General features: G+C 46.6%; 25 protein-coding genes. 14 read left to right on the top strand and 11 right to left on the bottom strand.

Annotation, left to right across the window (positions count from 1 at the left end):
• Positions 1 to 140 precede the first annotated feature (140 nt).
• Complete coding sequence (locus QUA10_RS16695; protein WP_333083558.1) at positions 141 to 809, bottom strand: Uma2 family endonuclease; 669 nt, start codon at positions 807 to 809, stop codon at positions 141 to 143.
• Between the two features lie 210 nt (positions 810 to 1,019).
• A complete protein-coding gene (locus QUA10_RS16690) occupies positions 1,020 to 1,280 on the bottom strand; it encodes a hypothetical protein (RefSeq protein WP_333083556.1) in 261 nt (86 codons plus the stop codon).
• Between the two features lie 163 nt (positions 1,281 to 1,443).
• Between QUA10_RS16690 and QUA10_RS16685 the strand changes: the two genes are divergently transcribed.
• Positions 1,444 to 1,683: a helix-turn-helix transcriptional regulator gene (locus QUA10_RS16685; protein WP_332959530.1), complete on the top strand. Its 240-nt coding sequence runs from the start codon at positions 1,444 to 1,446 to the stop codon at positions 1,681 to 1,683.
• Between the two features lie 121 nt (positions 1,684 to 1,804).
• Here the strand turns inward: QUA10_RS16685 and QUA10_RS16680 are convergent, their stop codons facing one another.
• Both QUA10_RS16680 and QUA10_RS16675 read right to left on the bottom strand, forming a co-directional pair.
• On the bottom strand, positions 1,805 to 2,389 hold the full coding sequence (locus QUA10_RS16680; RefSeq protein WP_333083555.1) for a PAP/fibrillin family protein: 585 nt from the start codon (positions 2,387 to 2,389) through the stop codon (positions 1,805 to 1,807).
• 158 nt (positions 2,390 to 2,547) lie between these two features.
• Entirely contained in the window at positions 2,548 to 4,224 is a 1,677-nt protein-coding gene (locus tag QUA10_RS16675; RefSeq protein ID WP_333083554.1) for a glycosyltransferase family 4 protein, read from the bottom strand.
• A gap of 411 nt (positions 4,225 to 4,635) precedes the next feature.
• On the opposite strand from QUA10_RS16675, the gene QUA10_RS16670 reads away from it, so the two are divergent.
• The 9 genes from QUA10_RS16670 to QUA10_RS16630 all read left to right on the top strand — a co-directional run bounded on the left by QUA10_RS16670 (position 4,636) and on the right by QUA10_RS16630 (position 14,153).
• Positions 4,636 to 4,875 (top strand): DUF3134 domain-containing protein, encoded by a 240-nt coding sequence (locus tag QUA10_RS16670; protein ID WP_006631296.1) that lies wholly within the window; start codon positions 4,636 to 4,638, stop codon positions 4,873 to 4,875.
• Positions 4,876 to 5,005: 130 nt separating this feature from the next.
• Positions 5,006 to 6,121 (top strand): phospho-N-acetylmuramoyl-pentapeptide-transferase, encoded by a 1,116-nt coding sequence (mraY, locus tag QUA10_RS16665; RefSeq protein ID WP_333083553.1) that lies wholly within the window; start codon positions 5,006 to 5,008, stop codon positions 6,119 to 6,121.
• Between the two features lie 71 nt (positions 6,122 to 6,192).
• Positions 6,193 to 6,321, top strand: a complete 129-nt coding sequence (locus QUA10_RS16660) for a hypothetical protein (RefSeq protein ID WP_333086312.1) — start codon at positions 6,193 to 6,195, stop codon at positions 6,319 to 6,321.
• A gap of 143 nt (positions 6,322 to 6,464) precedes the next feature.
• Entirely contained in the window at positions 6,465 to 7,448 is a 984-nt protein-coding gene (locus QUA10_RS16655; protein WP_333083552.1) for a glycosyltransferase, read from the top strand.
• 334 nt (positions 7,449 to 7,782) lie between these two features.
• Positions 7,783 to 9,642 carry an NAD(P)H-quinone oxidoreductase subunit F gene (locus QUA10_RS16650; RefSeq protein ID WP_333083551.1) on the top strand — a complete coding sequence of 620 codons (1,860 nt, stop codon included), beginning with the start codon at positions 7,783 to 7,785 and terminating at the stop codon, positions 9,640 to 9,642.
• Between the two features lie 104 nt (positions 9,643 to 9,746).
• On the top strand, positions 9,747 to 10,466 hold the full coding sequence (locus tag QUA10_RS16645; protein ID WP_333083550.1) for a carbonic anhydrase: 720 nt from the start codon (positions 9,747 to 9,749) through the stop codon (positions 10,464 to 10,466).
• Between the two features lie 107 nt (positions 10,467 to 10,573).
• The gene (locus QUA10_RS16640) at positions 10,574 to 12,127 is read left to right on the top strand and encodes an NADH-quinone oxidoreductase subunit M (RefSeq protein WP_333083549.1); all 1,554 of its coding nucleotides are present in this window, start codon (positions 10,574 to 10,576) and stop codon (positions 12,125 to 12,127) included.
• 177 nt (positions 12,128 to 12,304) lie between these two features.
• Positions 12,305 to 13,627 carry a CO2 hydration protein gene (locus QUA10_RS16635; RefSeq protein ID WP_333083548.1) on the top strand — a complete coding sequence of 441 codons (1,323 nt, stop codon included), beginning with the start codon at positions 12,305 to 12,307 and terminating at the stop codon, positions 13,625 to 13,627.
• A 319-nt stretch (positions 13,628 to 13,946) separates the two neighbouring features.
• Positions 13,947 to 14,153, top strand: coding sequence for a hypothetical protein (locus QUA10_RS16630; protein ID WP_333083547.1), 207 nt, complete (start codon positions 13,947 to 13,949; stop codon positions 14,151 to 14,153).
• A 41-nt stretch (positions 14,154 to 14,194) separates the two neighbouring features.
• Here QUA10_RS16630 and QUA10_RS16625 read toward each other — a convergent pair whose 3' ends face one another.
• Complete coding sequence (locus QUA10_RS16625) at positions 14,195 to 14,665, bottom strand: hypothetical protein (RefSeq protein WP_333083546.1); 471 nt, start codon at positions 14,663 to 14,665, stop codon at positions 14,195 to 14,197.
• 183 nt (positions 14,666 to 14,848) lie between these two features.
• On the opposite strand from QUA10_RS16625, the gene QUA10_RS16620 reads away from it, so the two are divergent.
• Positions 14,849 to 15,061 carry a helix-turn-helix domain-containing protein gene (locus tag QUA10_RS16620; protein ID WP_242717445.1) on the top strand — a complete coding sequence of 71 codons (213 nt, stop codon included), beginning with the start codon at positions 14,849 to 14,851 and terminating at the stop codon, positions 15,059 to 15,061.
• A 155-nt stretch (positions 15,062 to 15,216) separates the two neighbouring features.
• Positions 15,217 to 15,411 (top strand): hypothetical protein, encoded by a 195-nt coding sequence (locus tag QUA10_RS16615; protein ID WP_236506337.1) that lies wholly within the window; start codon positions 15,217 to 15,219, stop codon positions 15,409 to 15,411.
• Positions 15,412 to 15,519: 108 nt separating this feature from the next.
• On the opposite strand, the gene QUA10_RS16610 is transcribed toward QUA10_RS16615, so the two are convergent.
• From QUA10_RS16610 to psaA, 5 genes are all read right to left on the bottom strand, one after another.
• Positions 15,520 to 15,861, bottom strand: coding sequence for a hypothetical protein (locus QUA10_RS16610; RefSeq protein ID WP_333083544.1), 342 nt, complete (start codon positions 15,859 to 15,861; stop codon positions 15,520 to 15,522).
• Position 15,862: 1 nt separating this feature from the next.
• Positions 15,863 to 16,402 carry a group 1 truncated hemoglobin gene (locus QUA10_RS16605; protein ID WP_333083543.1) on the bottom strand — a complete coding sequence of 180 codons (540 nt, stop codon included), beginning with the start codon at positions 16,400 to 16,402 and terminating at the stop codon, positions 15,863 to 15,865.
• Between the two features lie 623 nt (positions 16,403 to 17,025).
• The gene (locus QUA10_RS16600; protein WP_333083542.1) at positions 17,026 to 17,781 is read right to left on the bottom strand and encodes a class I SAM-dependent methyltransferase; all 756 of its coding nucleotides are present in this window, start codon (positions 17,779 to 17,781) and stop codon (positions 17,026 to 17,028) included.
• 258 nt (positions 17,782 to 18,039) lie between these two features.
• Complete coding sequence (psaB, locus tag QUA10_RS16595; protein WP_333057331.1) at positions 18,040 to 20,268, bottom strand: photosystem I core protein PsaB; 2,229 nt, start codon at positions 20,266 to 20,268, stop codon at positions 18,040 to 18,042.
• A gap of 110 nt (positions 20,269 to 20,378) precedes the next feature.
• Positions 20,379 to 22,673, bottom strand: coding sequence for a photosystem I core protein PsaA (psaA, locus tag QUA10_RS16590; protein ID WP_333057330.1), 2,295 nt, complete (start codon positions 22,671 to 22,673; stop codon positions 20,379 to 20,381).
• A gap of 644 nt (positions 22,674 to 23,317) precedes the next feature.
• Between psaA and QUA10_RS16585 the strand changes: the two genes are divergently transcribed.
• Complete coding sequence (locus QUA10_RS16585) at positions 23,318 to 24,880, top strand: hypothetical protein (RefSeq protein ID WP_333083541.1); 1,563 nt, start codon at positions 23,318 to 23,320, stop codon at positions 24,878 to 24,880.
• A gap of 80 nt (positions 24,881 to 24,960) precedes the next feature.
• The gene (gene arsM / locus QUA10_RS16580) at positions 24,961 to 25,929 is read left to right on the top strand and encodes an arsenosugar biosynthesis arsenite methyltransferase ArsM (protein WP_333083540.1); all 969 of its coding nucleotides are present in this window, start codon (positions 24,961 to 24,963) and stop codon (positions 25,927 to 25,929) included.
• Positions 25,930 to 26,078: 149 nt separating this feature from the next.
• On the opposite strand, the gene QUA10_RS16575 is transcribed toward arsM, so the two are convergent.
• Positions 26,079 to 26,558, bottom strand: coding sequence for a DUF2726 domain-containing protein (locus tag QUA10_RS16575; protein WP_333083538.1), 480 nt, complete (start codon positions 26,556 to 26,558; stop codon positions 26,079 to 26,081).
• Positions 26,559 to 26,791: the final 233 nt, after the last annotated feature.

The following is a 26,791-nucleotide window of genomic DNA, read 5'->3' as shown; positions in this document are numbered from 1 at the left end:
CATCTTTTGTAGATTAGCTTAGCACAAATATCAACATTCTCAGAGATTGTGGCAGCCCTAGAGTAGAGCTTGAAACAATTATTGTGAATCGCGTGCGATCCTCTTCGAGGGCTTCGCTAACGCACTGTTCGCCAACCTCTCTACAACTTCCCAATTTGTTGAGCAAACCACATCGCCGCCGTCCCATTTCCCTCACCCAAAAGTTTCAAAGTCTCCGATAGTAAAGTAATTGGCAATCCTTCAAGGGCACCGGAAATTTCGCATTCCTGATATTTCCCGTTTTCCTGCAAGCGAAATGCCAAAACTCTCTCGCCCTTAATATCTACTACCCAATACTCAGGAATTCCCAAAGCAGCATAAAACCGCTTCTTTTCATCTAAATCACTCGCCAAAGTAGTATCGGCAGTTTCTACTACTAAATCGGGAATTCGGGATTGATTCAGATTAATTCGGCGCGGTTCCCCTTTTTGCCACTGGATGAATTCTCCGCCGATGTATAAAATTCTATCTGGCGCACCTCCTCCTACCTTTGGCTTCTCAATTACACATCCACCCAAATCATCGAAAGCTTGTCCTCCTTTGCTGACAAACCAGGCGTAAAATACCAGCGTCAAGAGGTTGTTAAATCTGGCGTGCTGAGGCCCTTCATTACCCATGTCTATCCAAAGATATCCTTCATAAAAAAATATTCTGGCTTCCTCCAAAGATGGATCTTCGCAGGCTGCTACATAATCTTCCCATGTCGCGGCTTGCCATTGAGGAATTTCACCGAGTTGAGGCAAGATGAATTTTACAGTTGTAGAAGTCATGATTTAAAAGCAAATTGAGGATAAAATTATCCTAACTTAAGTAGCTATTTATAGCCGAAGGAAAAAGGAATGCCTACACGGATACACGGATGAATTATCGAGTCTGAGTCATTCTTAAAAAGGAAGAAAATGCAAGAAAGATCGACTTGCAGACGAAGGGGGTGGGCACGGGGGCACCGCCCCTACAAATGGCGATCGCAATCCTTGTGCTTATCGAATTGCTGTGGGCGCCGCAATTGGTACTTCTAAGTCTGGTTGCAAGTCAAAAACTACGACAAGCGTTGTTTGAGGCATCAGTTGACGCAGACACAGCAAGTGTCCGTCAGCATCCGATCGACTGCGAAATCGCCCCACAATCGCCCGCTGCATACTGGGCATGAGTTTGGCGATCGCCCAAGGGTAAAGGCGTTTTTGGTACGCGATCGCCCCAGGATTCGCAGCGAATCCCTGTTGATAACCGTTTTGTGGCATAATCGTGTTGTATTCGTAAGGAGTACAGGAAAGGGCGTTAGTAAGTCTCTTGGCGGGAATCGACTAACGCCTCTACTACTATGATTAAACATCAAACAACTCACTTCCGTCAACTATTAACGGTAAAACTTAACGTTTTTTTTCTCAAAAGGTTCGGTCAGCTATGGATCTGAGAGCCTTAAGAGAACGTGCAGGGCTGAAAATTATAGACGTAGCACATATACTAGAATGTGCGGAATCTTCAATTCGCAACTGGGAAAAGGGTCGAACATTGCCAAAAATGGAAGTTTGGCAAGTATTCCGAATGCGGGACTTGTATCGATGTACCGAAGCGGAGTTAGTGCTAGCTGTCAGAAAGTCAATGCCGATGGAAAAAAAAGAACAGGAAAAACCGACGGAGTAAGAATACTGATGAACTCTTGAATTGTTTGCAGAAGTGATATATTATTTTGGATTTTTAACCGCAGATGAACGCGGATAAACGCGGATGAAATTGCGATCGCACTTAATCACCGCTCACAAAATCACTGTTTTGTCAATACAAATACGCTGTCTTTATTCCCCCGTCCAATCCGCAAATCCTTATCCAAATAAGTGATATCAAGCCATCCCTGCTGTTCGCGAGTATCCAGCCCAAAATCTACAGCAGCGAACTTTTTCCCCGACTCAATCTCATCGATAAACTTCCCCGGATATTCATAGCCAATCAATCTGCTTAAACCCACAATTGACCGCTCAAACTTCACCTGCACTCGCCGTTCGGAAGTTGGCTCAAATCTCGCAGCTACACTGACAATTCCTTCCAAATAAGGCAAGCCGTAAAGTTCGCCAATGTTGTAAATTTTAGATTCTTTGACGCGGATAGATTGATAAATTTGACCCAATTTCACCAAGGGAAAACTGTCAAGATTCAGCAGGTCGCGGCTGGTGGTGTACAATAACCGCCAATCACCATTTAAAAGCTCTGCGGCTTCGATAGGGCGCGGTGTGGGGTTGTAATCTTCCAATTGGGCGATCGCGCTTAAAATCGCTTGTTTGTCGCTAGCCGTAGCCAGCAAACCTCGATTCTTACCAGCAATTATCTCTAATAGTGCAGATTTTCTAAGCATGATTTTTTAAGAAGGAAGGCACGACACGGATTTTGACACGAATACACGGATTAATTATCGAAGGTGAGGCAAAAGTCAGACCGCTCTTTTCTTCTGTCTCAAGCGAGAGGCAGGAAATTTTGTGTAGTAGCGATTTGAATCGCCGAGTCCGCAGAGGATTAACAACTAATAACTAAGATATCAAATTTCACCAAATAAAGCAGAGTCCGATACAAGTAGGCTAATTCTTGCTCGTTTTTAACGTAGCGTTGGATAAGTTCCCCCACGCCGATCGCACCTTCGTGCTTAATTGTATCCAATATCTCCATCTGAATGTTAACAGATATTCTCCTATCCTCACCAAAACTGGTAAACCTAATTTTCTGTACCTGCTTTAAAAGTTCTGGTGTGGCGATCGCACCCAGACTCAGCATCATCTCATGGCTTAAACTTCTAGTCGCATAATTACCCAATACGCGAAACGGATCGTCGCCTAGGGGATAAGGCGGCTTCCCAGGTTTTAAAGGTGCTGACTCCGGTGCCACAAAGCGAATTTCTGCTAATTCCCGCCACAATTGTTCGTAAGCAGCAATTACTACTTTCCAATCATAAATTTCCCTCGCCCTTTGTCTCGCATTTTCCCCCATCCGCTTTCTCAATTCTGGGTTTTCAATTAATTGACACAACGCCAGGGTACAAGCATCAATGTCAACTGCTGTGGCGAGGGAAGTGTGACCCATGTAAGTCGGCCAATTTAAGCTGCCGTCAAGATAATTTAAGGCTAAATCTAAACAAGATTCCGGGGGCGGGATGAGTGTGGGAATGCGGAAGCCGTCTATTTCGTGGCGTACAGATTCTTTGTATCCGTTCCAATCGGAGACTATGGCCGGCAGTCCGTTCGCCATAGCTTCTATTGGTGTCAGTCCGAAGGATTCTTGAATGTTGTCGGACAGCGAAATGAAAATGTCGGCCGCCGACCAAATATTTATTCTAATTTCTGGCTGTCTCCCATCTAAAAAAATAGCATTCACCGAGGGACAAAATATTGGCGCGCTATTTTTAAAGTCGGGTTCTTCTCTCGGATCTTCTATCCAACCGGCTTGAATTAAGTGGATTTTGGCTTTTGTCTGTTGTGCGGCCCGTTCTAGGGCGATGTACATGGGTACCGGATGAGCTTTTGCAGAAAAAATCAATCGACCGACAAATAACACAACAATATCGTCGGGAGAAATGCCGAGTTTTTGTCGCAGTTGGCGACGAGTATTAACTGCTTCCATACCCTGCGGAAACGCGCTGCAATCCACTCCTAGGGGAATAACCGGCAATTTGACTAAAATTTCCGGTTTACCGCCGTTCCGCTGGGCTAAATATTCAGACCACTCCCTCATAACTCCTTCTACTGCTGTTTTCACGGCTGCAGAGGTGCAGATCAGGGCGTCCCAAGGCTGCATGGGTGCGGTGATCAAATCGCCGATCGCCCCCATGATGTATTGTGTACCGATCGTGTGAGTAACGCCGCAAACGCTGTAGGCCCGCTGATCGACAAATCTGCGCGCCCAAACCATCTGCGACAGAACCGGATCTGGTCGGTAAATTGTGCCCGGTTGAGATAGCAAATCCGGTCGTTCCATCGGAATCCAGCGAACTTTCCGAGGTTTTTGCAACCAAGGTTGGATGTGCGAACAAAACTCCTTAAAGGTTGTTTCGCTATCGGCGCAACAGTAGAGAGATTCAGCGGTTCCGTGTTGGACTAAGCTTTTGAGAAACCCTTCTCCGGCTGAATGACGCCCCAGAAGTTTTTTGCCTCCGGTGTGGTAGCCCTCTTTGTTGTATAAAACCGCTGCCGTTGTATCCATTCTGAGATTTATTGCTTGAGAGTTGACTGAAAAAGCCAGAGGGCATTCGGGCTCAGGCTTTGATGAAAATCCAGGAGACTGTTGTGAATCAACCCCTTGCCGTTCGGGAAGCTTGCACAATAGGATCGCCACCTGTCCCGCGATATCTTAAAGACGATCGTCTCAGATTACAATGCTTACGGCTAAAGAAGGATTGGCAAGAGCGGATTTTAGTGTTATCCTCATGCCCATGCTTGGGGGCGATCGCCTTTAGGGTCTCCCATCTTATCCGATCCGGAACCAAACAGTGCCTGTGGTATAATGCTTTAGCCTTGCTAAATGCCCGATTTGCAAGTGCTTGATCAAATTAGTAGTTCGTCGGCAAAACGTTACCTCACTCGATCGCGTCTTTGTCTTTAAAAACCGATAATCATGTACAACCCATCTCTGCGTCAAATTCCTCGCCACTTACCTGCGGATGTAATTCCATTAAAACAGCAATCTTCTCTTTTAGACTGGTTGGAATCTAACAATCGCCTGTTAGCAAGGGATGTCCAAGAACCCGACTATCTGCACGAAGAAGAAATTTCTGAACTTATGGCAGTTGACGACAGTCCTTACGATGATTTAGAAGAGGAAGTAGAAGAGGATGTGAGTGTAGGCGAAGAATAACGGGTAGAAGGGTGAAGAAATCAACCGGAAACAGGGAAGAAAAACTAAGAGATTTCTCAATCTCCTGTATCGCACCATATTCCCCCATTGTCAATTGCTTATTCTCAAATAGTGTGTGGTGAGGAGTGTTATGGATAACTTTTTGGATGAGAAAATCCCTTTTAGTCTGCCTTTCAAACTTACAGGCAAGAATTTATTCCTGCTGCTGGGTTTGGGGCTCGGCATTTTAGCGATAGGTTTAGATGTAGCAGCGGATAGATTTTTGAATTTACCTGCATCGCTATTTATGCCGCTAGTTGTTTGTGCTTTAGTTGCGTCGGGGTTGGGCTATGCAGTTGTTCCCGTACTCCAGCAACTAAAAGCTGGACAAATAATTCGCGAAGACGGCCCCCAAGCACATTTGAAAAAAGCGGGAACCCCGACAATGGGAGGCATCTTTTTTGTACCTGCAGGGGTAGCAGTCGCTTTACTTTGGTCTAAGTTTAACTCAGATGTTGTTGCCGTATCCGCTTTAACTTTAGCTTACGGTTTCATTGGCTGGATTGATGACTGGCAAATTCTGCGACGTAAGTCGAACAAAGGTATTTCACCTCGGATGAAATTGGCTTTGCAAATAAGTTTTGCTGCTCTATTTTGTCTGTGGCTGATGTTTCATCAACCTGCTATTTCTACGAATGTTACTTTGCCTTTCGGTTGGGTATTGCCATTAGGTTTGCTGTTCTGGCCAGTGGCTGGTTTTGTGCTAGTTGCCGAAAGCAATGCTACTAATCTTACCGATGGTGTTGACGGCTTGATGGGCGGTTTGGGCGCGATCGCACTTTTGGGATTGGGCGCATCTGTAGCCTCAACTTCGCCAGAATTAATGATTTTTTGCGCTTGCATCAGCGGCAGTTGTTTCGGTTTCTTAGCACACAACCGCAATCCAGCCAAGGTGTTTATGGGCGATACAGGTGCTTTAGCTTTGGGCGGTGCGTTGGGTGCGGTAGCTTTATTAACAAATAGCCTTTGGATATTATTAATTATCAGCGGTATTTTCTTTATTGAAACGCTGTCAGTAATTGCTCAAGTAGGTTATTACAAAGCTACAAAAGGGCCTGATGGCATCGGCAAACGTCTGTTAAGAATGGCTCCGCTGCACCATCATTTAGAGTTGTGCGGCTGGTTGGAAACTCAGGTTGTTGGCATTTTTTATTTAACTAATGGGGCGTTAGTTTTAATGATTCTGATGTTGACAAAAAACAGTTGAGAAGGGATTGCGTGACGGATTGCACAGGGGATGTAAGAGATATTTTCTACTATTTCAAAGAAACAGGCAAGATGCCTGTTCCACAAGAACTGAATGCAGTTGTGGAACAGGCATCTTGCCTGTTTAAGGCTCGGAAGTTAGTTATAATTTTGACCATTTATATTCCCGTTAATGCAATGGAACTTAGTAACGCTTTTTAATTATTTGAAGAACCGCGAAGACGCTTATAGGACAAAGGAAGAACTACATTTGCTTATTTATCTTCCTTAGCCTCCTTAGCGCCTTCGCGGTTCGTTCACTCTTACTCAATATTAGTTATGCTATCGTTTACGGTTGTTTGTGAATGACTAAAACGTTTTTACCGGAGGTTTCGGTGGTTGTGCCTGTTTACAACGGCGAGATGGATTTGCCGGAGTTGATCGAGTGCCTGCGATCACAAACTTATCCGCCACACAGAGTAGAATATCTATTAGTAGACAACAACAGTCGCGATCGCACTTCAGCAATCCTCGAAACAGCAGGCTCTAACACCCCTTCAGTTCCCCCTTTGGTAAGTGGGGGAAGCAATTTCAATCAAATAACCATTCGCCACCTCGCCGAAAATCAGATTCAAAGTTCCTATGCCGCCCGCAATAAAGGAATTCGCGCATCAACAGGCGAAATCATTGCATTTACCGATGCAGACTGTCGCCCGGAATCTGACTGGCTGGAAAATTTAGTTAAGCCATTCGTTGACTTAGAAATAGGAATTAGCGCTGGGGAAATACTCGCATTGCCCGGTAAAACTATTTTAGAACAACACGCCGATCGCCAAAATATTTTATCTCAAAAACATACTCTCGCTCACCCTTTTTGTCCCTACGGTCAAACCGCTAACTTAGCTGTACGCAGGCTAGTTTTAGAACAAGTAGGATTATTTCGCCCTTACCTCACCAGTGGCGGCGATGCTGACTTGTGTTGGCGGATTTTGCGGGAAACATCCTATAAAATGTATTTTGCTCAAAATGCGATCGTCCGACACCGCCACCGTTCTACAATAAAACAGTTGCAAAGTCAATGGTATCGGTACGGCGAATCTAATAAATATTTGCACGAACTCCACGGTGTCGATTTGATGCGAGAATTGACAACACAGGAATATTTTTATCGGCTGGCTAGATGGCTGTTCAAGGAATTTCCGGTTGCGGCTGCCAAAAGTGCGATCGGCTCTTCGGAGCTGGTAGACTTATTCAATACGCCGATCGGTCTTTTGAATGTTAGGGCAAGGGCAATGGGGCAGCGCCAAGCCAAACTTCCAGAATCAGCTTGGGACATTGAGCGGTTTTAATCGGCTTTAATATTTTAGAGCAATAAATCATTGTTTGATCGCACTTGCGATCGACAAATATTCGTTTGTACACCATCCCCCTCTATATATACCTATAAGTAGAGGTTATCGGTATAGATAAGTATGCTGAATCAGAAATATGAAAATTTAACGCAATACTTAATATAAAATTAATAAGTCTATTCTTCCCCCCTAGTCTCAAAACAACGAGTAACTCGAATACTGACGCCAAAATAGCCTCTCATTCTGCCTTCTGGCTTTTCAGTGCTGTCGTCAGCGCGATCGTAATTATTCTCAGAATTTTAAATTTTTGTAACCTTTACAGGTAATGCCAATGGCTCAAATCTTACTCCAGACGGTTTGGTTTATACCTTGCTATCCACTCATCGGTGGAGTTCTGTCGATACTGTGGTTTCCGGCAGTTACCCGTCGCACGGGGCCAAGACCATCCGGTTATGTGAACGCCATATTAACGTTGTTCGCTTTCCTACACGGCGTCATCGCCCTCACAGCTATCTGGAACCAACCAGCGCAACACCAGTTCATTCCCTGGCTAAATGTAGCAGGTTTAGACTTAACCATTCCCGTTGAAATCTCTGCTGTCACCGTCGGGGCGACAGTTTTGATTACCGGACTGAACTTGCTGGCGCAGATTTATGCTTTCGGTTACATGGAAATGGACTGGGGCTGGGCTCGGTTGTTTTCCTTGATGGGGCTGTTTGAAGCGGGGATGTGCGGCTTGGTACTGTGCAATTCTCTCTTCTTCAGCTACATGATTTTGGAAGTTCTGACTTTGGGTACTTACCTGCTAGTCGGGCTGTGGTTCAATCAGTCTTTGGTGGTGACAGGAGCCCGCGACGCTTTCTTAACCAAGCGGGTGGGAGATTTATTCCTGCTGATGGGAGTAGTCGCAATTCTGCCGCTGGCTGGAACTTGGAATTTTGACGAGTTGGCTGTTTGGGCTCAGACTGCAAAGCTTGACCCTACTGTAGCGACACTGCTGACTTTAGCTTTGATTGCCGGCCCGATGGGTAAGTGCGCTCAGTTTCCCTTGCACCTGTGGCTGGATGAGGCGATGGAAGGCCCGCTGCCGGCGACAATTTTGCGGAACACCGTAGTTGTGGAAACTGGTGCTTGGATATTGATTAAGTTGCAACCAGTTATTGCTTTGTCGCCGATCGGACTGAAGACAACTATTATTGTAGGCGCTGCGACGGCGGTTGGTGCTTCATTAATTGCGATCGCCCAAATTGACATCAAGCGCACGCTTTCCTATATTGTCAGCTCTTACATGGGCTTAGTATTTATCGCCGTCGGCACAGGACAAGCCCAGACAGCCCTGACATTAATATTTGCCTACAGCTTGGCAATGGGTTTGCTGGTGATGAGCATCGGTTCGGTAGTTTGGAACAGCATCACTCAGGATGTCCGCTGTCTCGGCGGTTTGTGGGGAAAGCGGCCAATATCGGCGATATCGTTTATTGTTGGTAGCGCTGGATTGGTTGGACTGCCGCCCTTCGGATGCTTCTGGGCTTTAGAAGACTTCACATCCGGGCTTTGGCAAACTCATCCTTTGCTGTTAGGAATAGTGCTGTTTGTAAACGGCGTCACTGCTTTTGGCTTGGTGCGCGTCTTCGGTTTAGTTTTCGGTGGCAAACCCAAGCAAATGACCGAACGTTCGCCGGAAGTTCACTGGCCTTTTATCTTGCCGATGACTGTTTTAATGGGCTTTACTTTGCACGTTCCGCACTTGCTGGCTGCGTGGCATTTATTGCCTGGGGCAAGTTTGAATTATACCGCAAGTGGACTGCTAGTTTTGTCAACGGCGATCGGCATCGGTGCCGGAGCATTTGTTTACCTGAACGAGAAATTGGAAAAACCGGTGCGAATTGGTTCTGAAGCTTTGCAAGACTTTTTTGCCTACGACTTTTACACTGCCCAACTTTACCGCGTCACAGTGATATTTGCAGTCGGTTTAGTTGCTCAAATCATCTCCTGGTTCGATCGCAATATTGTTGACGGCTTCGTAAATTTAATCGGTTTTGCAACGGTTTTCGGCGGGCAAAGCCTCAAATACAACGTTAACGGTCAAACTCAGTTTTACGCCCTGACAATTCTGTTCGGAGTGGCACTTTTGGGACTGCTGATAAGCTGGCCACTGCTAGCTCGCCTGTCGCTGATTGTGGGCGGGTAAAGAAATATAAGCTTGAAGATTTTAGGTGACAGTTTTCATCTAAAATCTTAAAAACATGAAGTCTTGAACAAAGATTTCCCATTCGTTCAAATAAGGCAGCATAAATGACCTCAAACAACAGACAATTCAATCTTTCCAGACGCAATTCCCTCAAATTTGTCGCAGGTGCTATTGGTACAGGGATACTCGCAGCAGGAGCAGGCGCTGATTTGGCTGCACCCGAACCGGCAATTGCTCAAAATGACTCGACTCCCGATGCAGCTCTGCAAAAGTTAATCGACGGCAACAAGCGGTTTGTTGACAGAAAACGCCAAAGTCCCCACCAAGACTTTGGGCGCATCACCGAAGTTGCCAAATCTCAAAAACCCTTTGCTGCTATTCTTGGCTGTGCAGATTCCCGCTTTCCTTCGGAATTTGTCTTCGATCAAGGATTTGGAGATTTATTTGTCTGTCGCGTGGCCGGAAATGTTGCTACCCCAGAAGAAATCGGCAGCCTGGAATTTGGCACGCTGGTACTGGGAGCAAAAGTGCTTATGGTAGTCGGCCATGAAAGGTGCGGTGCGGTAGACGCAACCATCAAAGGATCTCAAGTTCCCGGTCAAATTGGCAGTTTGATCGACGCTATTAAGCCGGCTGTAGAAAGCTCGAAAAACCAACCGGGCGATAGTCTAGAAAATGCCGTCAAAGCGAATGTTATGCTGCAAGCTAACAGGCTGAAAGCCTCTCCAGTTATCTCTAAGTTAATTCAAGAGAATAAACTGAAAGTTGTGGGTGGATACTACGATTTAGATACTGGAACCGTCACTATTATTCCTGAGTCGTGATGCAATTTGGGATTGATAATTGGGGGAAAGTTTAACATATAAACTCTCAAATTATCAAAGAGAATAGGCGACAAAATAGATTCTTTACTCTTCACTCTTCACACATTATGCTTAGTGCCTTGCTCTGGTTGCCCGCGTTGGGCGCTGCGGTAGTCGGGTTCCTGCCCGGAAATCTCAATGGGATGCGTCTGCGTTCAATAGCCTCGGCTTTTGCAGCAGCTATTTTCATTTGGAATATCTGGCTTTTGACTCAATTCAATACAGCCAATTCGGGACTGCAATTTCAAGAATATTTGCCTTGGATTCCACAATTAGGTTTGAGCTACAACTTGGGCATTGACGGCTTGTCCTTGCCGCTGCTGGTTTTAAGTGCTTTGCTGACGCTATTAGTCATTTACGGCACTGGCGAAAAGATGGAGCGCCCCCAGCTTTACTATGCTTTGATTTTGCTAATCAATGCTGGTATTGCCGGAGCTTTGATGTCTCAAAATTTGCTGCTGTTTGTACTGTTTTACGAAGTAGAATTAATTCCTTTTTACCTGTTGATTGCGATTTGGGGCGGAAAGCAGCGGGAATACGCTGCCATGAAGTTTTTGATCTACACGGCAGTTTCGGGACTTTTAGTGCTAGCAGCATTTTTGGGTGTCGCTTGGCTGAGCGGTTCTTTAAATTTCGATTACAGTGCGATTACCACTCAAGAATTGCCGAGAAATGTGCAGTTAATCCTGCTAACAATTTTGCTAATTGGGTTGGGAATTAAAATTCCCTTGGTGCCGCTGCACACTTGGCTACCGGATGCTTACGTGGAAGCTTCGCCAGCAACAGCAATTTTGCTGGGAGGGATTCTGGCGAAGTTGGGAACTTACGGTTTAGTACGGTTCGGCTTGCAGATGTTTCCCGAAACTTGGTCGATTATAGCTCCCGTTTTAGCGATTATTGGGACTGTGAGCGTGATGTACGGGGCTTTGAGCGCGATCGCCCAAAAAGACATCAAGCGCATGGTAGCCTATAGTTCGATCGGGCATATGGGCTATATCCTCGTTGCCTGCGCCGCGGGTACGAAGTTGGCATTAATCGGTGCAGTCGGGCAAATGGTAAGCCACGGCTTAATTTTAGCTTTGCTATTTTATTTGGTAGGCATCATCGAAACCAAAGTTGGCACGCGGGATTTGGACGTACTCAACGGTTTGATGAACCCGATGCGGGGTTTACCCACTGCCAGTTCTCTGTTAGTTTTGGGCGGCATGGCAAGCGCCGGAATTCCGGGTTTGGTGGGTTTTATTGCCGAATTTTTAGTGTTTCAAGGCAGTTTCTCGATCTTTCCAATTCCGACTTTACTCTGCATTTTAGCATCGGGTTTAACAGCAGTTTACTTTGTGATTCTGCTCAACCGCACCTGTTTTGGCAAGTTGGACAATGCCACGGCTTACTACCCTCCAGTTACGTTTGCTGAAAATATGCCGGCGCTGGTTTTGGCGGGCATCATTTTTGTGTTGGGAATTCAACCTGCTTGGCTGCTCAAGTGGAGCGAATCTACTACAAATGCGATCGTGGCTACTCTGCCGGCGGACAGAAATACCCAAGTTGCTATTAGCTATCCCCTAGAACACTCGGATAGGGAAATCGCGTCTACACCAACGAAGTCCGCCTCTGCAGACTAAGCATCTACTCGTTTCCAGGCTCTGCCTGGAAACGCAGATCCGGAGGCTCTGCCTCCAATTTTCCGGCTCGCCGGCCTGGATATCGGTTACCAAGAAGAGCCGGAAAACCAGTTAAAGAATCGCAGCTTTTTGCAATAATTCAAAATATTTAGATTCACTCAATCCAAGGAAGAAACAATGGTACAAACCCCTAATAAACCAGCAACTAAACTACCTCCTTCCAAACACGAATTTGCCGAAGTAATTCACAGGCTAGAATCTGGCGGTGCGATGATTCCAGATACGCCGGAAAATCTGATGCAAATCATCGCTATTTGGAAAGCTTACGCGGTGCCGATGGACTTTTACTGGCGGGACTTGCTTTACATCGCCGAACGGGTATTTTTACACCCGCTTCCTTTCTTTAAATACTTTTTACCCCAAGAGTATTTAGATTTACAAAATCACTATGCAGGTGACGGTGCAGATTTGCGGATTTGGCGCGGGACTGGCAGCGTTCACCCGGAACTCTTGGAGTTCATGGAGAAGGGTGAAACTGGTAAACTCCCGCGGCTGTTTCACCATTTGTGGCACGATCGCATTAACATGGAATTTGCCGAAGAGTGCATGAGGTCAATGCTTTGGCACCGGGGCTTGTACGTGCCTACCAATCAATTCGATCCTTATTTGGACAGTGACGAATATAAGGCTAATGCCGATCGGGCAATTAAAGCTTACTTCAAAAAAGACCCGTTCATGCTGGGACTTCACAAAGCATTTCCCGAAATGTTTTTAGAACAGTGCCGCCAAATGTCTTATTACAGCAATCTCGGTTTATTCTGGGAAGTCATGGCGCCGGTGTTTTTTGAGGTTTCCGACTTGTACGACGAAGGGAAAATTACGACAGTCCCGCAGGCGATGGATTTCCTAGTAAATGGCATATTTGCGATCGCCGGACGCCCGATTTACCACCACGTTCAAATCGACGGCGAAACCTACGAAATCATCCCCAAATCTAAGGGTTTCACTTGGCTTTATGAAGCAGCGTTACCTTACGTGGAAGCTGTATTTTATCGCACTTCACCGTTCCGAGGAACCAAATCTTACAATGCTCAAGCTAAGGAAGTTCCTGACGACCAAAAAGACTTCCACTACGGAGTTTTGTATGCAGACAAATTCCCGGTAGGTACGGCGGGGATTCCGCCGACTTTGCTAGCACAAGATATGCTGCATTTCCTGCCACCTTATTTGATGGATTTCTACAAACAGCGCTGTCGCGGCGAAGATGATATTCTCAATCAAATTGGAGTGACATTTCAGCGATCGATGTACTGCGTTACTTCGGCAGTGTTTCAAGCGTTGCGGACGGCTCTTTTGTATCCTTTGGATGACCCCAATCCGAAGCATTTGAAGGCAAATAGGGCATTCTTTGAGGCTCAGCTCGATCGCTTCTGTCGCCCGGAATACGGTATGAAATATGCTGCGAAGCTCAAGAATATTCAGACTTCGGATTATAGGTAGTCATCGTGCATTGGGAATGGGGCATCTGGCATCGGGAATTTGTTATTGCAAAAACTCCTAAGCTGTTCGGCATTTAAAAGACGATAGTAGGGTGCGTCAGTACAGAAGTGTTTCCCGCATCCTTCGCGTAAGTGTTCACTCTTGACGCACCCTACAAGCCTCGTTAGTGGTTTAAATGCGTGACAGCTTAATGATTACCGATTACTAGGGCCCATCCGATTTTAGATTAAAATTACCAGTTGATCGAAAATCTAAAATGTAAAATTGTCCAATATCCAATGCCCGATGCCCGATACCCTATGCCCCTTCCCCAATAACTATGAACAGCAAAGATCTAGCCAAATATATCGAAGCAAAGGACGGGATTTCCAAACCTTGGCTGTTGGTGCAACTGCGGCTGAAAAAATTGCAAGAAAGGCGATCGGAGATTTCTGCTGAAGAGTATATGACAGAACTTACTGACCTTCACAAAGATTTAATGAATCTGGGGGAATGGTGGCTGGGAATCGAAGATGAAGTGTTTTAAAATTTAATTGAAAGTTCAAGTAGGATTAAGTCGATCGCACTTTAAAATTTCTCCATCAAATCTTTTTCTTGGGTATAGACATCTCGTAGCTGTTGCAGCGCGGGCCCAGAAATGACCGATTTAAGAGTAGCTACCAATTGGCCCCACTCTAGCAAGCTGTCAACTGAAACAGCTTTTTTGAACTTGTACGTGTAGAATTTCGTCCAAAATGCTGGTGCTTGCTTGCTTTTCCAGCGTTTGTACCATCTGCCAAAATCTTGAAGTGCGATCGGCTGTACTTGTAAAATAGGAGGAAAATCGGCGTAGCTAACAAAGCGGCTGATGCCTTTAGCGTGTACGTACACCATGTAGTGACAGCATTCTATGCGGTAAATCTCCTCTGCTGAGATATTGAACAGGAGTGCAACTGTTTCTTCGGTAACGAATCTCGCCAGCGGATGCAGGATTGGCGATTTGTGAATTATTCTCGATTCTGCGATCGTTCGCGATTTTGCCGGAGTTTCTGATATCATGGCTAGTACACCTCTGGATATGGTTAGTAGACTTCTTGATATGGCAAATGCACTTTTTGAGAGAAAGAAATAATCTGTCCAGATTAGGTTTTACAGACGATCGCCCTTTAGTTTTCCAGGCCGGGGGGCGATCTGGTTTTTAGATGAATTTATTTTAAGGTGTTATAGCACCCATTGTCAAGCATGGGTTTAGTAAGAATTAAAGTCAGAGAACTAGCTGCAGAGAAAGGTTGGACATTCAAGGAAGTTTCAGAACGTTCTGGGGTAATGTACAACACTGTCAAGCATTATGCCCGTTGTCCAGGGCTGACAACGGTGGACTTTACTTTGCTGCGGAAGTTAGCTCGCACTTTTGATGTGATGATTGAGGATTTGGTTGAGGTTTTGGAGGAATAGGTCGATCAACCTTTAGTTGTCTAGACCGGGGGCGATCGCTTTTTTGTATTTTTTACACTATATCATGATTAACTGTAGTTAGTCAAACATTATTGTAGTTAATCGGATTGAGGATGATAACATCAAGGAAAGTTATTAATAGTTGATTATTCTTCGTGGCTAAAACTAATACTGCGATCGCGGTCAGTTCCGTGATAAAGGAAGTCATTCAAAAACAAGCCCAAGCGACAAGACTAACTCAGAAGGAAGTCGTGTACTTGGGAATGCTGGCAATTGATGCACTCGATAAGGAAAGCCGCCAAGAGTTGGCTGACAAGGTGCATCAGATGCAGGTGAATGGGGAAATTTGAGGCGATGAGGGCAATTTCCTACGGGATAGCTACGCTTCACACACTTCGGGGGAAGTAAGGCAAGGGCGCTCCTATGGAATTCGTCTACTGAAACAAATTCTCATTTTTTTACCAATAAATAGGGGTCTTCTTCTCCTCAACAGGAGCGTTTTCCCATCTAGTATTTGTACCCGTTTCGGCGCTCTTAGCCCCACACAGTCTGCTCAAATCAACTATCGTGCTATCAGAGCGCTGATAAAAACAAAAAGGTTGATCGTTGGATTGAGCCTGGGGTGGAGCAAAAATAGCAGGCATGGAAAAGCGCTCAGAAGACTGCCTCGGCATTGGGGATACTGGAACTTTCATCTCGGTGGCTGGATCTGATGGTTTTGCACGGGCTGCGTGGGCTGTTACCATTCCTGACAGTAGCAGAAATGCAACCGAAAGCAGGAGGAGATTCGAGTGTTTCATATTACTTTTCGACAATCTTGCTTCTCAGACTATTGACAAATCCCAGCACTTCGGCTTTATCTGGTGGATTGACCCTATTTTTATCGAGAGCTTGGGATATATCATTAGCAAAAGCATTAAATTCACGGTCCGTCAGACCTCCATCCATTCCACTATGGGAAAGCTTCATAGTCCGCCCTGTATAAACACAAGGCCCCCCTGCTGCTTGGCAGAATTGATCCACTAACAACTGACGCAGCCTCTGTTGTGAGTTTGTGCCCAAGCCAATAAAATATTTACCAATTACTGGGTCAGCGAATATGAAAGTTGCTGAATCATCAATCACGGCTGCGATCGCGTTGTAGCCTCCTAACCTAGTGTAGAGAGTTCTTCCTGAAGAACCTTGTGCAATCAGATCTGTAGTTACTTTTTCTGCTGATTCTTGTGCTGACATCACCGGCGTAGAACGAGCGAAACTAGGGCTTAATCTGAAAGTAGTCACAACTATGACTGCCATACAAATTAATGTCAACAACATTGCCAAATATTTACTGAGTTTCATTGAAAAATTTCCAATTGTGATGGTAATATGGTTAATTGAATCTTCAGCACTAAGTGATTTACAGATACATAGGCTTAAGAAGCAGGAAGCCTAAGTCTAATCTCAACTAAACTTAGTCTTTCGCTCTGTGCGATCGTAAAGAGGCGAGGGTAAAGAGCGATCAATCGTCATATCATTTGATAACTTTAGCATCAAATTATCCTACGGTAGATTTTGTAATATTTCTTAGATAAGTCAGCATTTGCTGATTGATTGACTTCACATTGTATTGCGTTTTTTCAAAACGCGGTTAAACAAGTTGCATCGCAGCTAAAAGCTCAGGTTAAAAGTGCTACGATTTAATCGAAGTTGTTAATCTCCGGTTAGTTTTGTGACCAGAGCCAGTGCCCCCATTGCAGTCAGCCCCATTATCAAGGATATTGTGTAGAAAAAGGCGCTAGCAACCAGACTAACGCTGAAGGAAATCATCTATGTCGGGATGCTGGCGATCGACGAGTTGGACGAAAAGCGCTTGCAATAATTGGCTGATAGGGTGCATCAGATGCAGGTGAATGGGGAGATTTGAGGGAGAAGGGCGATCGCCCGAGTGGTAGAGTGAAAAGGTTGATCGACCCTCAAGTCACTTATGTGATCGAGCTGCCCTCTAAAATTGGTTTACGTGCAATGAATCCTGCATGAGCTTTTGGCAAGTTGTACTCACCATAACTACGTATGATTTGAACTTGAAAACCTACGCTATCGAGTGCTTCAACAATATCTTTTGCCTTGTACAACCGCAAGCAGTGTATTTCATCATCTCGCCTGTAGGTTTCCCCTACTTTACGAAGAGTAATGATGTGGCGAATTAAGGTTTCATTCTCTTGATTTTCTTCCTTCTCAACCAGAACAATCCAATCTTTTCCTTCCGTGAATCCTTTAGTTGTGTTTCCTGCTACAATCTGTCCGGGTTCTGCAATGTCAAAGATGAAAACACCGCCCTCGGTTAAGGCGTGATAAATGCGACGGAAAAATTGCACTAGGTTTTGGCGATCGTTGTCTGCATCAAACAAATAATTCAAAGATTCGCCGATCGAGGTGACAGCATTACACGGTGGGATATCAGTTTTAAACAGCGACTCAACTCGAAACTCCCCATCTGGCACTCTGTTTCGGGCAATGGCAATCAAAGACTCAGAAATATCAACTCCCAGAACACGATAACCAGCCTTTCTGAATTCTAGTGCTGATAATCCGCTGCCACAACCCAAGTCCACGACTAAACCTTGTTGTAGATTGTTTTGGGCCAAGATATTCAATATACCAGGGGCAGATTTGAGAGCATAATCGCTATGCCCAACATCATGAATATATGCGAGGTCTTCCTTATACCACTGTGTCATGACTTCGTTCCAGCAAACTAACTCACAAATTTAGTTGCGATCGCACTTTTATTCCTGCTTGACAGACTCAGCCCACCGCTTCGCATTGTCCCGTAGGTGAACATTAATCGAACTGCATTTTGCTTCGACCCATCGATCTTATTCCATCCGTTACATCCCGTACATTGCTCGTTGCCGAACTTCCTTCTGCTATACAAAAAAATCCCCCGCCAGAAGGCAGGGGATTTCATTTAATTACCTAGAAACCAGAGTTCAGAATTACCCGAATTTCCCGGCTGTCGAGGCAATTACAAAGGCCGCGTAAGTGAGGACGTTGCCCACAGTAAAGTGAACTAAGCCAACCAAACGACCTTGGACGATAGACAAAGCAACAGGCTTGTCTTTCCAGCGAACCAAGTTAGCCAAAGGAGTGCGCTCGTGAGCCCAAACCAAAGTCTCGATCAACTCTTGCCAGTAACCTCTCCAAGAGATCAGGAACATGAAACCAGTTGCCCAAACGAGGTGTCCGAATAAGAACATCCAAGCCCAGACTGACAAGTTGTTAGTACCATACGGGTTGTAACCGTTGATCAACTGAGAAGAATACAGCCAGAGGTAATCGCGGAACCAGCCCATCAGGTAGGTAGAAGACTCATTGAACTGAGCCACGTTACCTTGCCAGATGCCCAGGTGCTTCCAGTGCCAGTAGAACGTTACCCAAGCTAGGGTGTTCAACATCCAGAATACAGACAGGTACATCGCGTCCCAAGCAGAGATGTCGCAAGTACCGCCACGGCCGGGGCCGTCGCAAGGGAAAGCATAACCGAAGTCTTTTTTGTCCGGCATCAGCTTAGAACCGCGTGCATCCAGAGCGCCCTTGACCAAGATCAAGGTGGTGGTGTGCAAGCCTAGTGCGATCGCGTGGTGAACCAAGAAATCGCCAGGTCCGATCGCCAAGAACAGAGAATTAGTACCGCTGTTGATCGCATCCAACCAGCCTGGGAGCCATACGTTGCCGTAGTTAGGCCAAGCGGTAGAAGCAATACTGTCAGGGTTAGACAACAGCACGTCCATGCCGTAGAGAGCTTTGCCGTGAGCAGCTTGGATGAACTGTGCGAACACTGGTTCAATCAAGATTTGCTTTTCAGGAGTTCCGAAAGCAACTACAACGTCATTGTGAACGTACAAGCCGAGAGTGTGGAAGCCCAAGAACAGCGACACCCAGCTCAAGTGAGAGATAATCGCTTCTTTGTGCTGCAACACGCGATCGAGCACGTTGCCTTTGTTTGCTTCAGGATCGTAGTCCCGCACCAAGAAGATAGCTCCGTGGGCGAAAGCGCCGACCATGATGAATCCAGCAATGTACTGGTGGTGGGTGTAAAGCGCAGCCTGAGTCGTGAAGTCCTTACCTATAAAAGCGTAGGGAGGCATCGCGTACATATGCTGTGCTACCAGGGAGGTAATTACGCCCAAAGCAGCGAGGTGAAATGCCAGTTGGAAGTGCAGCGAGTTGTTGTAGGTTTCATACAAGCCTTGGTGAGGCAAGTTGAACTGTCCTTCACTCTTGCCGCCGACCAAACCAGCCTTAGAATCCAACATCTCTTTGATGCTGTGACCGATACCGAAGTTAGTCCGGTACATATGACCGGCCACGATAAACAGAACTGCGATCGCCAAGTGGTGGTGAGCAATGTCTGTCAGCCACAGGGATTCTGTTTGAGGGTGGAAGCCACCCAAGAAAGTCAGAATTGCGGTTCCAGCGCCTTCGGAAGTACCGAAGACATGGTTCGCTGCATCTGGATTCTCGGCGTATACGCCCCAGTTACCACTGAAGAACGGAGCCAAACCAGCCGGGTGAGGCGGGGTAGACAGGAAGTTGTCCCAACCTACGTGCTGTCCGCGAGATTCGGGGATAGCAACGTGAACCATGTGACCAGTCCAAGCCAAAGAGCTGACACCGAACAAACCAGCCAAGTGGTGGTTGAGGCGAGATTCAGCATTTTTGAACCAAGACAAGCTGGGGCGGTACTTGGGTTGGAGGTGCAACCAACCTGCGAACAGGAATACAGCGGCCAGTAGTAGCAAGAAGATAGCTCCTTGATACAGGTCGGCGTTTGTCCGAATCCCTTGGGTGAACCACCAATGGTAGACACCGGAGTAAGAGATATCCACCGGGTTAGAAGCGCCCCCTTGAGTGAAAGCTTCTACTGCAGGAGCGCCGAATTGCGGGTCCCAAATCGCGTGAGCGATCGGGCGGACGTTTAGAGGGTCTTTAATCCACTGTTCAAAGTTACCTTGCCATGCTACGTGGAACAGGCTGCCCGAAGTCCACAAGAAAATGATTGCTAGGTGGCCGAAGTGAGAAGCAAAAATCTTTTGGTAAAGATTTTCTTCGGTCATGCCATCGTGGCTTTCAAAGTCGTGTGCTGTGGCAATCCCGTACCAGATCCGCCGTGTGGTCGGGTCTTGGGCAAGGTCTTGGCTAAATTTTGGAAATTTCGTTGCCATAAGCCTTGATTAATCCTGAATCCTGAACAAAATTGAAGGGATTCGGTTCGGAGTTTGGATTCTCGATTTGAGATTCCTCCCAAATCGAGAATCCAAAACCTAGGGGTAGTTTACCCTACCGAAATGATTCGCGCTAGGAAAAATGCCCACGTAGTGACAATTCCTCCTAGGAGGTAGTGAGCTACACCCACAGCCCGACCCTGAATAATGCTCAGAGCGCGAGGCTGAATCGACGGAGCTACCTTGAGCTTGTTGTGAGCCCAAACAATCGACTCAATCAGTTCTTGCCAGTAGCCGCGGCCGCTGAACAGGAACATCAAGCTGAAGGCGAATACGAAGTGTCCAGCTAGGAACATCAGACCGTAGGCCGACAGTGCCGAACCGTAGGACTGAATCACCTGAGAAGCTTGCGCCCAAAGGAAGTCCCGCAGCCAGCCGTTAATCGTGATCGCACTTTGTGCGAAGTTGCCACCGGTAATGTGAGAAATAGTGCCGTCTGGCGATACTGTTCCCCACACGTCCGACTGCATTTTCCAGCTAAAGTGGAAAATCACGATCGAGATGCAGTTGTACATCCAGAACAAGCCTAGGAACACGTGATCCCAACCAGAAACTTGGCAGGTGCCGCCACGGCCGGGGCCGTCGCAAGGGAACCGGAAGCCCAAGTTGCCTTTGTCAGGAACCAAGCGAGAACTGCGTGCAAACAACACGCCTTTCAAAAGAATCAGGACTGTAACGTGAATTGTGAAAGCGTGGATGTGGTGGATCATGAAATCCGCCGTACCCAACTCGATCGGCATCATCGCTACTTTGCCGGCTACTACTACTGCACCGCCGCCAAAAGCGTGGCTAACGATTTCCGTAGCATTAGGCGCTGTTGTGCCCGGAGCCAAAGCGTGGATGTTTTGCACCCACTGGGCAAATATCGGACGCAACTGAATCCCGGTATCCGAGAACAAATCTTGAGGACGACCGAAAGCGCGCATCGTGTCGTTGTGAACGTACAAACCGAAGCTGTGGAAGCCCAAGAATATACAAACCCAGTTCAGGTGGGAAATGATCGCATCTCTATGACGGATCACGCGATCCAACAAGTTGTTGACATTTCCAGCGGGATCGTAATCCCGAACCATGAAGATTGCTCCGTGAGCGGCTGCTCCAACAATCAGGAATCCGCCAATCCACATGTGGTGGGTGAACAGGGATAGCTGAGTCGGGTAGTCGGTCGCGATGTACGGATACGGAGGCATCGCGTACATGTGTTGGGCGACGATGATGCTCAAAGAGCCCATCAGTGCCAAGTTAATCGACAGTTGCGCGTGCCAAGAATTAGTCAGGATTTCGTAGAGACCTTTGTGACCTTCACCAGTGAAGGGGCCTTTGTGGTTCTCTAGGATTTCTTTCATGCTGTGGCCGATGCCCCAGTTCGTCCGGTACATATGACCAGCAACGATGAATAGCACTGCCAAAGCTAAGTGGTGGTGTGCTGTATCAGTCAGCCACAAACCGCCTGTGGTGGGGTTCAGACCGCCTTTGAAGGTCAGGAAGTCTGTATATGCGCCCCAGTTGAGGGTGAAGAAGGGGGTTAAACCTTTAGCGAAACTCGGGTAGATGTCAGCCATCAAGCCCGGTGTCAAAATCCACTCGTGCGGCAGGGGGATGTCGGCAACTGTTTTGATCAGCTTGCCGCCGACTGTCAGCGGTGCACCTGCATCGATCGCGTCCATGCAAGCATTGATCGGCAGAGCAACGTGAATTTGTTGTCCTGCGAAGCCCAAGCACCCGCAGCCTAACAAAACTGCCAAGTGGTGGTTCATCATCGATTCCACGTTCTGGAACCATTCCAGTTTCGGAGCGCGGACGTGATAGTGGAACCAACCGGCAAACAGCATCAAAGCTGCCATTACCAGGGCGCCGATCGCAGTGCAATATAGCTGGTATGAGTTAGTGATGCCGTTGGCGCGCCACAATTGGAATAGACCAGAGGTGATCTGAATCCCGTGAAAGCCGCCGCCTACATCTGCATTTAAAATTTCTTGACCAAAAATCGGCCAGACCACTTGAGCGCTGGGCTTGATGGCTGTAGGATTTGTCAGCCAAGCTTCGTAATTGGAAAATTTAGCGCCGTGGAAATATGCGCCACTCAACCATACGAAGATTACTGCCAAGTGGCCGAAGTGAGCGCTAAAGATTTTGCGCGAAACGTCTTCTAAGTCACTTGTATGACTGTCAAAGTCGTGAGCGTTAGCGTGGAGGTTCCAAATCCAAGTGGTGGTTTTTGGCCCCTTAGCTAGAGTGCGATCAAAATGACCGGGTTTTGACCACTTCTCGAAAGAAGTTGGAACCGGATTTTTATCGACTACTACCCTAGCTTTTACCTCTCGCTCTGGAGGACTAATGGTCATGAAGACTCTCCTCTCGGTAAGACAAGGAACGAGAACTGAACACTGTACCGGACACTCCCCACGCTTGATTAGGCGGGGGATTCTCGAAAAAGCCGACACTTCACTGCACTGTACTCTTTGCAGAGCTAGACGCAGTTGCATCGTCTCCCCAAGCATTTTGCTTCTGTGAAGAAGCCAGTTTCCCAGTGTCGCTAACAATGTGACTGGGTACTGCTAACTCTTCTCGCTATCTGGAGTCGCCGATCGCCTGCTTGATTCAGACTTGATACGGCTGCTCCTTTTGAGGGAGTTTTATGAATTATAAGCTTGCTAGAGGAGTATTAATCGCTTGTTAACAATACTTAAAAAAGCCTCTATTCTTGATGTAATAACGCCTTTAAATCCCACAGTCTCTCGAAAAAGTCAAGGGGTACTGCCATTAACTTTACAAAACTCAAAGATAAGGTAATTTAGGAATACTCATTTGTAGATATATGTTTGGGAAAAAGGCTGCAGCAATTAAGAGTGGGAGAGGATGGGTTGCCCGCTGCTGCCTCAATCCGGGTTCCTACGCGGCTTGGGAATTCCTCAGCAGCAATTCCCCTATACTAAATTCATTTTTGGGCTATAGTTCCCTATGAGAAGGCTTCTAGGAGTATGGTTGCGTGATTGGGATCAATTGGCACAGAACGGTTGCGGGCAGGCTGCTGGCATTGTTCGCAGTAGCAGTATTAATTTTGGGTTTAGCAAGTTGTGGCGCGGGCCATCCCGAATTGCCCAAATCTGGGAACAAGAGCGGCTCAGCTACCGCCCCAGTAAACAGAATTGCAGAGGTTTCTCCCCCAGAAGCCATTCAACAACTGCGTCAGGCTCTAGAAATCTACCAGCCTCAAATTAGTATTTTGAATCCAAAACCTGACGAAGTGCTTCAGGATATAAATGTGTCTGTTAAGTTCCAAGTGAAGGAATTGCCCATTTTTAAAGAGGCAAACTTGGGTTTGGGCCCCCATCTGCAAGTTTTATTAGACAACCAACCTTATGCAGCAGTTTACGACATCAACCAACCTTTAACGCTCTCCGACTTAGAACCCGGAACCCATACCCTGCAGGTGTTCGCCGCTCGCCCTTGGGAAGAAAGCTTTAAAAACGAAGGTGCTGCAGCTCAAACCACCTTTCACGTTTTTACCAAAACAGACGACAATAATCCCGATCAAACATTGCCTCTATTAACGTACAACAGCCCCCAAGGCAGCTACGGGGCAGAACCCATCCTGCTCGACTTTTACTTGACAAATGCCCCCCCCCACGAAGTGGCGCAAGAAAATTCCCAAGATGAAATACTCGATTGGAAAATTCGAGCCACAGTCAACGGTCAAAGCTTTGCGATCGACCAGTGGCAACCTATATATCTTAAAGGATTCAAACCAGGGAAAAACTGGGTACAGCTAGAATTAATTGACGAACGGGGAAATATCGTCAAAAACGCCTTTAATAATACAGTCAGACTGATAAATTTCCAACCGTTCGGTCAAGATCCTCTTTCAAAATTAGTGCGGGGCGAACTAACAGCAGCAGAAACTCGGGGTATAGTCGATCGCACCTACCAAGCTCCCGCTCCCACACCAACCCCAACCCCCGAACCGACACCGACACCTCCATTAGAAAAAACACCAGTTGTCCCACCCTCACCAGCGGTTCCAGAAACCCCTGTTACCCAACCGAGCTTAGAGCCAACAGTCGCTCCCGAAGTTGCTCCCATTCAAGTAATAGAACCAACACCGACAGCAACCCCCCAACTCGAAGCCCCGAAAATTGTAGAACCAGTTCAAGTAATAGAACCGGCACCGACAGCAACTCCACAGTTAGAAACCCCGAAAGTTGTTGCACCAGTTAAAATAATAGAACCGACCCCAAAAGCATCTCCCCAAACAAAAAAACAGGAATATAAAGGATACTACAATCGGTTCCGCAACTTCTTGCGTGAAAAACCCGAACCTGCTAATCCTTCAGAGCCGCCAACCCTGCCAGAAATAACAGAAAAAGCTCCAGTACCAAAAGTAGTCGATCCCGCGATACCAGAACAGTCTCCCAATCTTGTACCGCCAACGCCACCAGTTGCCGCTGAAACTCCTAGCCAGCCAACCACCCAATTAGCCCCTCCCGAAACAACCATTTCCGAACCCGAAAATCCGCCCAAATCCGAACAAAAAGTCGAGTTTGCCACCTAAAAAAAACTTTCTGCATTCATCTGCGTTCCTCCGCATAAATCTGCCTACATCTGCGGTCAAAAATTAAAGGACACTAAAAAATGACCTACCTCGAAACAGCAGCCAAATTCTACAGCGATGTTGCCGAAACACCCCAAATCGGACTTTGCTGCGTTCAAAGCAGTCCCTTGCAATTGCCAGGATTAAAAATTCCCCAACAAATGCAAGAAATGAATTACGGCTGCGGCACAACCGTTCACGCCGCCGAACTTGTCGGCAATCCCTTCGTGCTTTATGTAGGCGTCGGCGGCGGCTTGGAAGCACTACAATTTGCATATTTTTCTAGACACAAAGGAGCGGTTATTGCCGTCGATCCCGTTCCAGCAATGCGAGATGCGGCTGCACGAAACTTGCAACTAGCCGCCCACGAAAATGATTGGTTTGATCCGAGTTTTGTAGAAATTTGTGAAGGCGATGCTTTTGCATTGCCGGTGCCCGATGCTTCTGTAGATGTTGTCGCCCAAAACTGCTTGTTTAATATCTTTGAACCTGCGGATTTAGCTAAAGCATTAAAAGAGACTTATCGGGTGTTAAAACCCGGTGGTAGATTGTTGATGAGCGATCCGATCGCAACTCGGCAAATTCCGCAGCATTTGAAAGAAGACCAACGCTTGCGGGCATTGTGTTTGTCCGGTGCCCTGACATACGAAGAATACGTTCAACACCTTGTAGACGTTGGTTTTGGGCAAGTCGAAGTGCGAGCGCGCCGTCCTTACCGATTGCTGGACAAACACAATTATCAATTGGATGCGGATTTGCTGTTAGAAAGCCTGGATTCGGTGTCTTTTAAAGTGGATGTACCGGATGACGGAGCTTGCATTTTCACTGGCAAGACGGCGATTTATACGGGGTCTGAGGAGCTGTTTGATGACGGGGCTGGTCACGTTTTGCAGCGAGGAGTTCCGGCGGCGGTGTGCGATAAAACTGCTGGGAATTTGGGCGGATTAATGCCAGATAAGGTGTTAATTACGGATTCGACTTGGCATTATAACGGCGGCGGTTGCTGTTAGGAAAAAAACGGCGGTTTAAACTGCGCCTAGACAAACGAAGTCCGCCTGCGCGGCCTCTTGAGAACCCGCCCAGGCGGGTTTTGTGTGTGTAGTCGCGATTTCCAATCGCCCCGTAGATTTGGACAGAATCAAGAGTCGCATAAAGTCTGTTACCAAGCTATAAGCTGAACTTGAGGTGCGACTGATTCTCTGCAATATTGCCTGATTAGCGCTTGGGCATTTTCCCTGTTTTGTCCCGTGTATAAATTGTAAATTACTTCCTCCTTTTGAGAGGATAGATATAACAAACCACAGTTTTTTACGCGCGAGTAAATTAAGGGAACTTTGGCAAACTCAAGTAAAGTAGCTTTTTTGCGATCGCGCTCTCTCGCTTCTGGGCTATCGTGGTATTGGGACTGAAACTCTACGACTAGACAAGGATAGTGGTTCAAGTCTGTGATTAGAGCATCGACAGCACTGGGGCTAAATAAAAACTTTCTTAGTTCCCAGTCAAGGTTGCTGACTTGTCCGCAAATTTGGAATAACCCAACCTGTGTATAAATTTTATAGTTCTTGTCTACACAGGTGTGAAGAAACTCAAGCATTCTTTCTTCGTAATCGTTGACCAGTCTTTTGGCTTTTACAGACATTCTTGTGCCTCCCTGATAATTTTGTAACTGCTCAAAAACCGCTTAAAAAACACAAAAACCGCTGGTAAATCAGTGAATAGTCATGCTGGAACCACCTAAACTCGTTGGCTCTCCTTCAAATTATCTAAAATCACCAGCGGTTATTGAGTAGTTACCCTGGGGGGGTGACAACCCACCCAAAACCCATAGCTAGTAAGGATTGAGCCAACTTGTGGTAAAAAAAGATAGGCAGC

It is taken from the genome of Microcoleus sp. Pol8_D6 (assembly GCF_036700965.1).
GTDB lineage: Bacteria > Cyanobacteriota > Cyanobacteriia > Cyanobacteriales > Microcoleaceae > Microcoleus.
The sequence above is the reverse complement of the archived record's forward strand: the minus strand, read 5'-3'. Positions and strand labels throughout refer to the sequence as shown.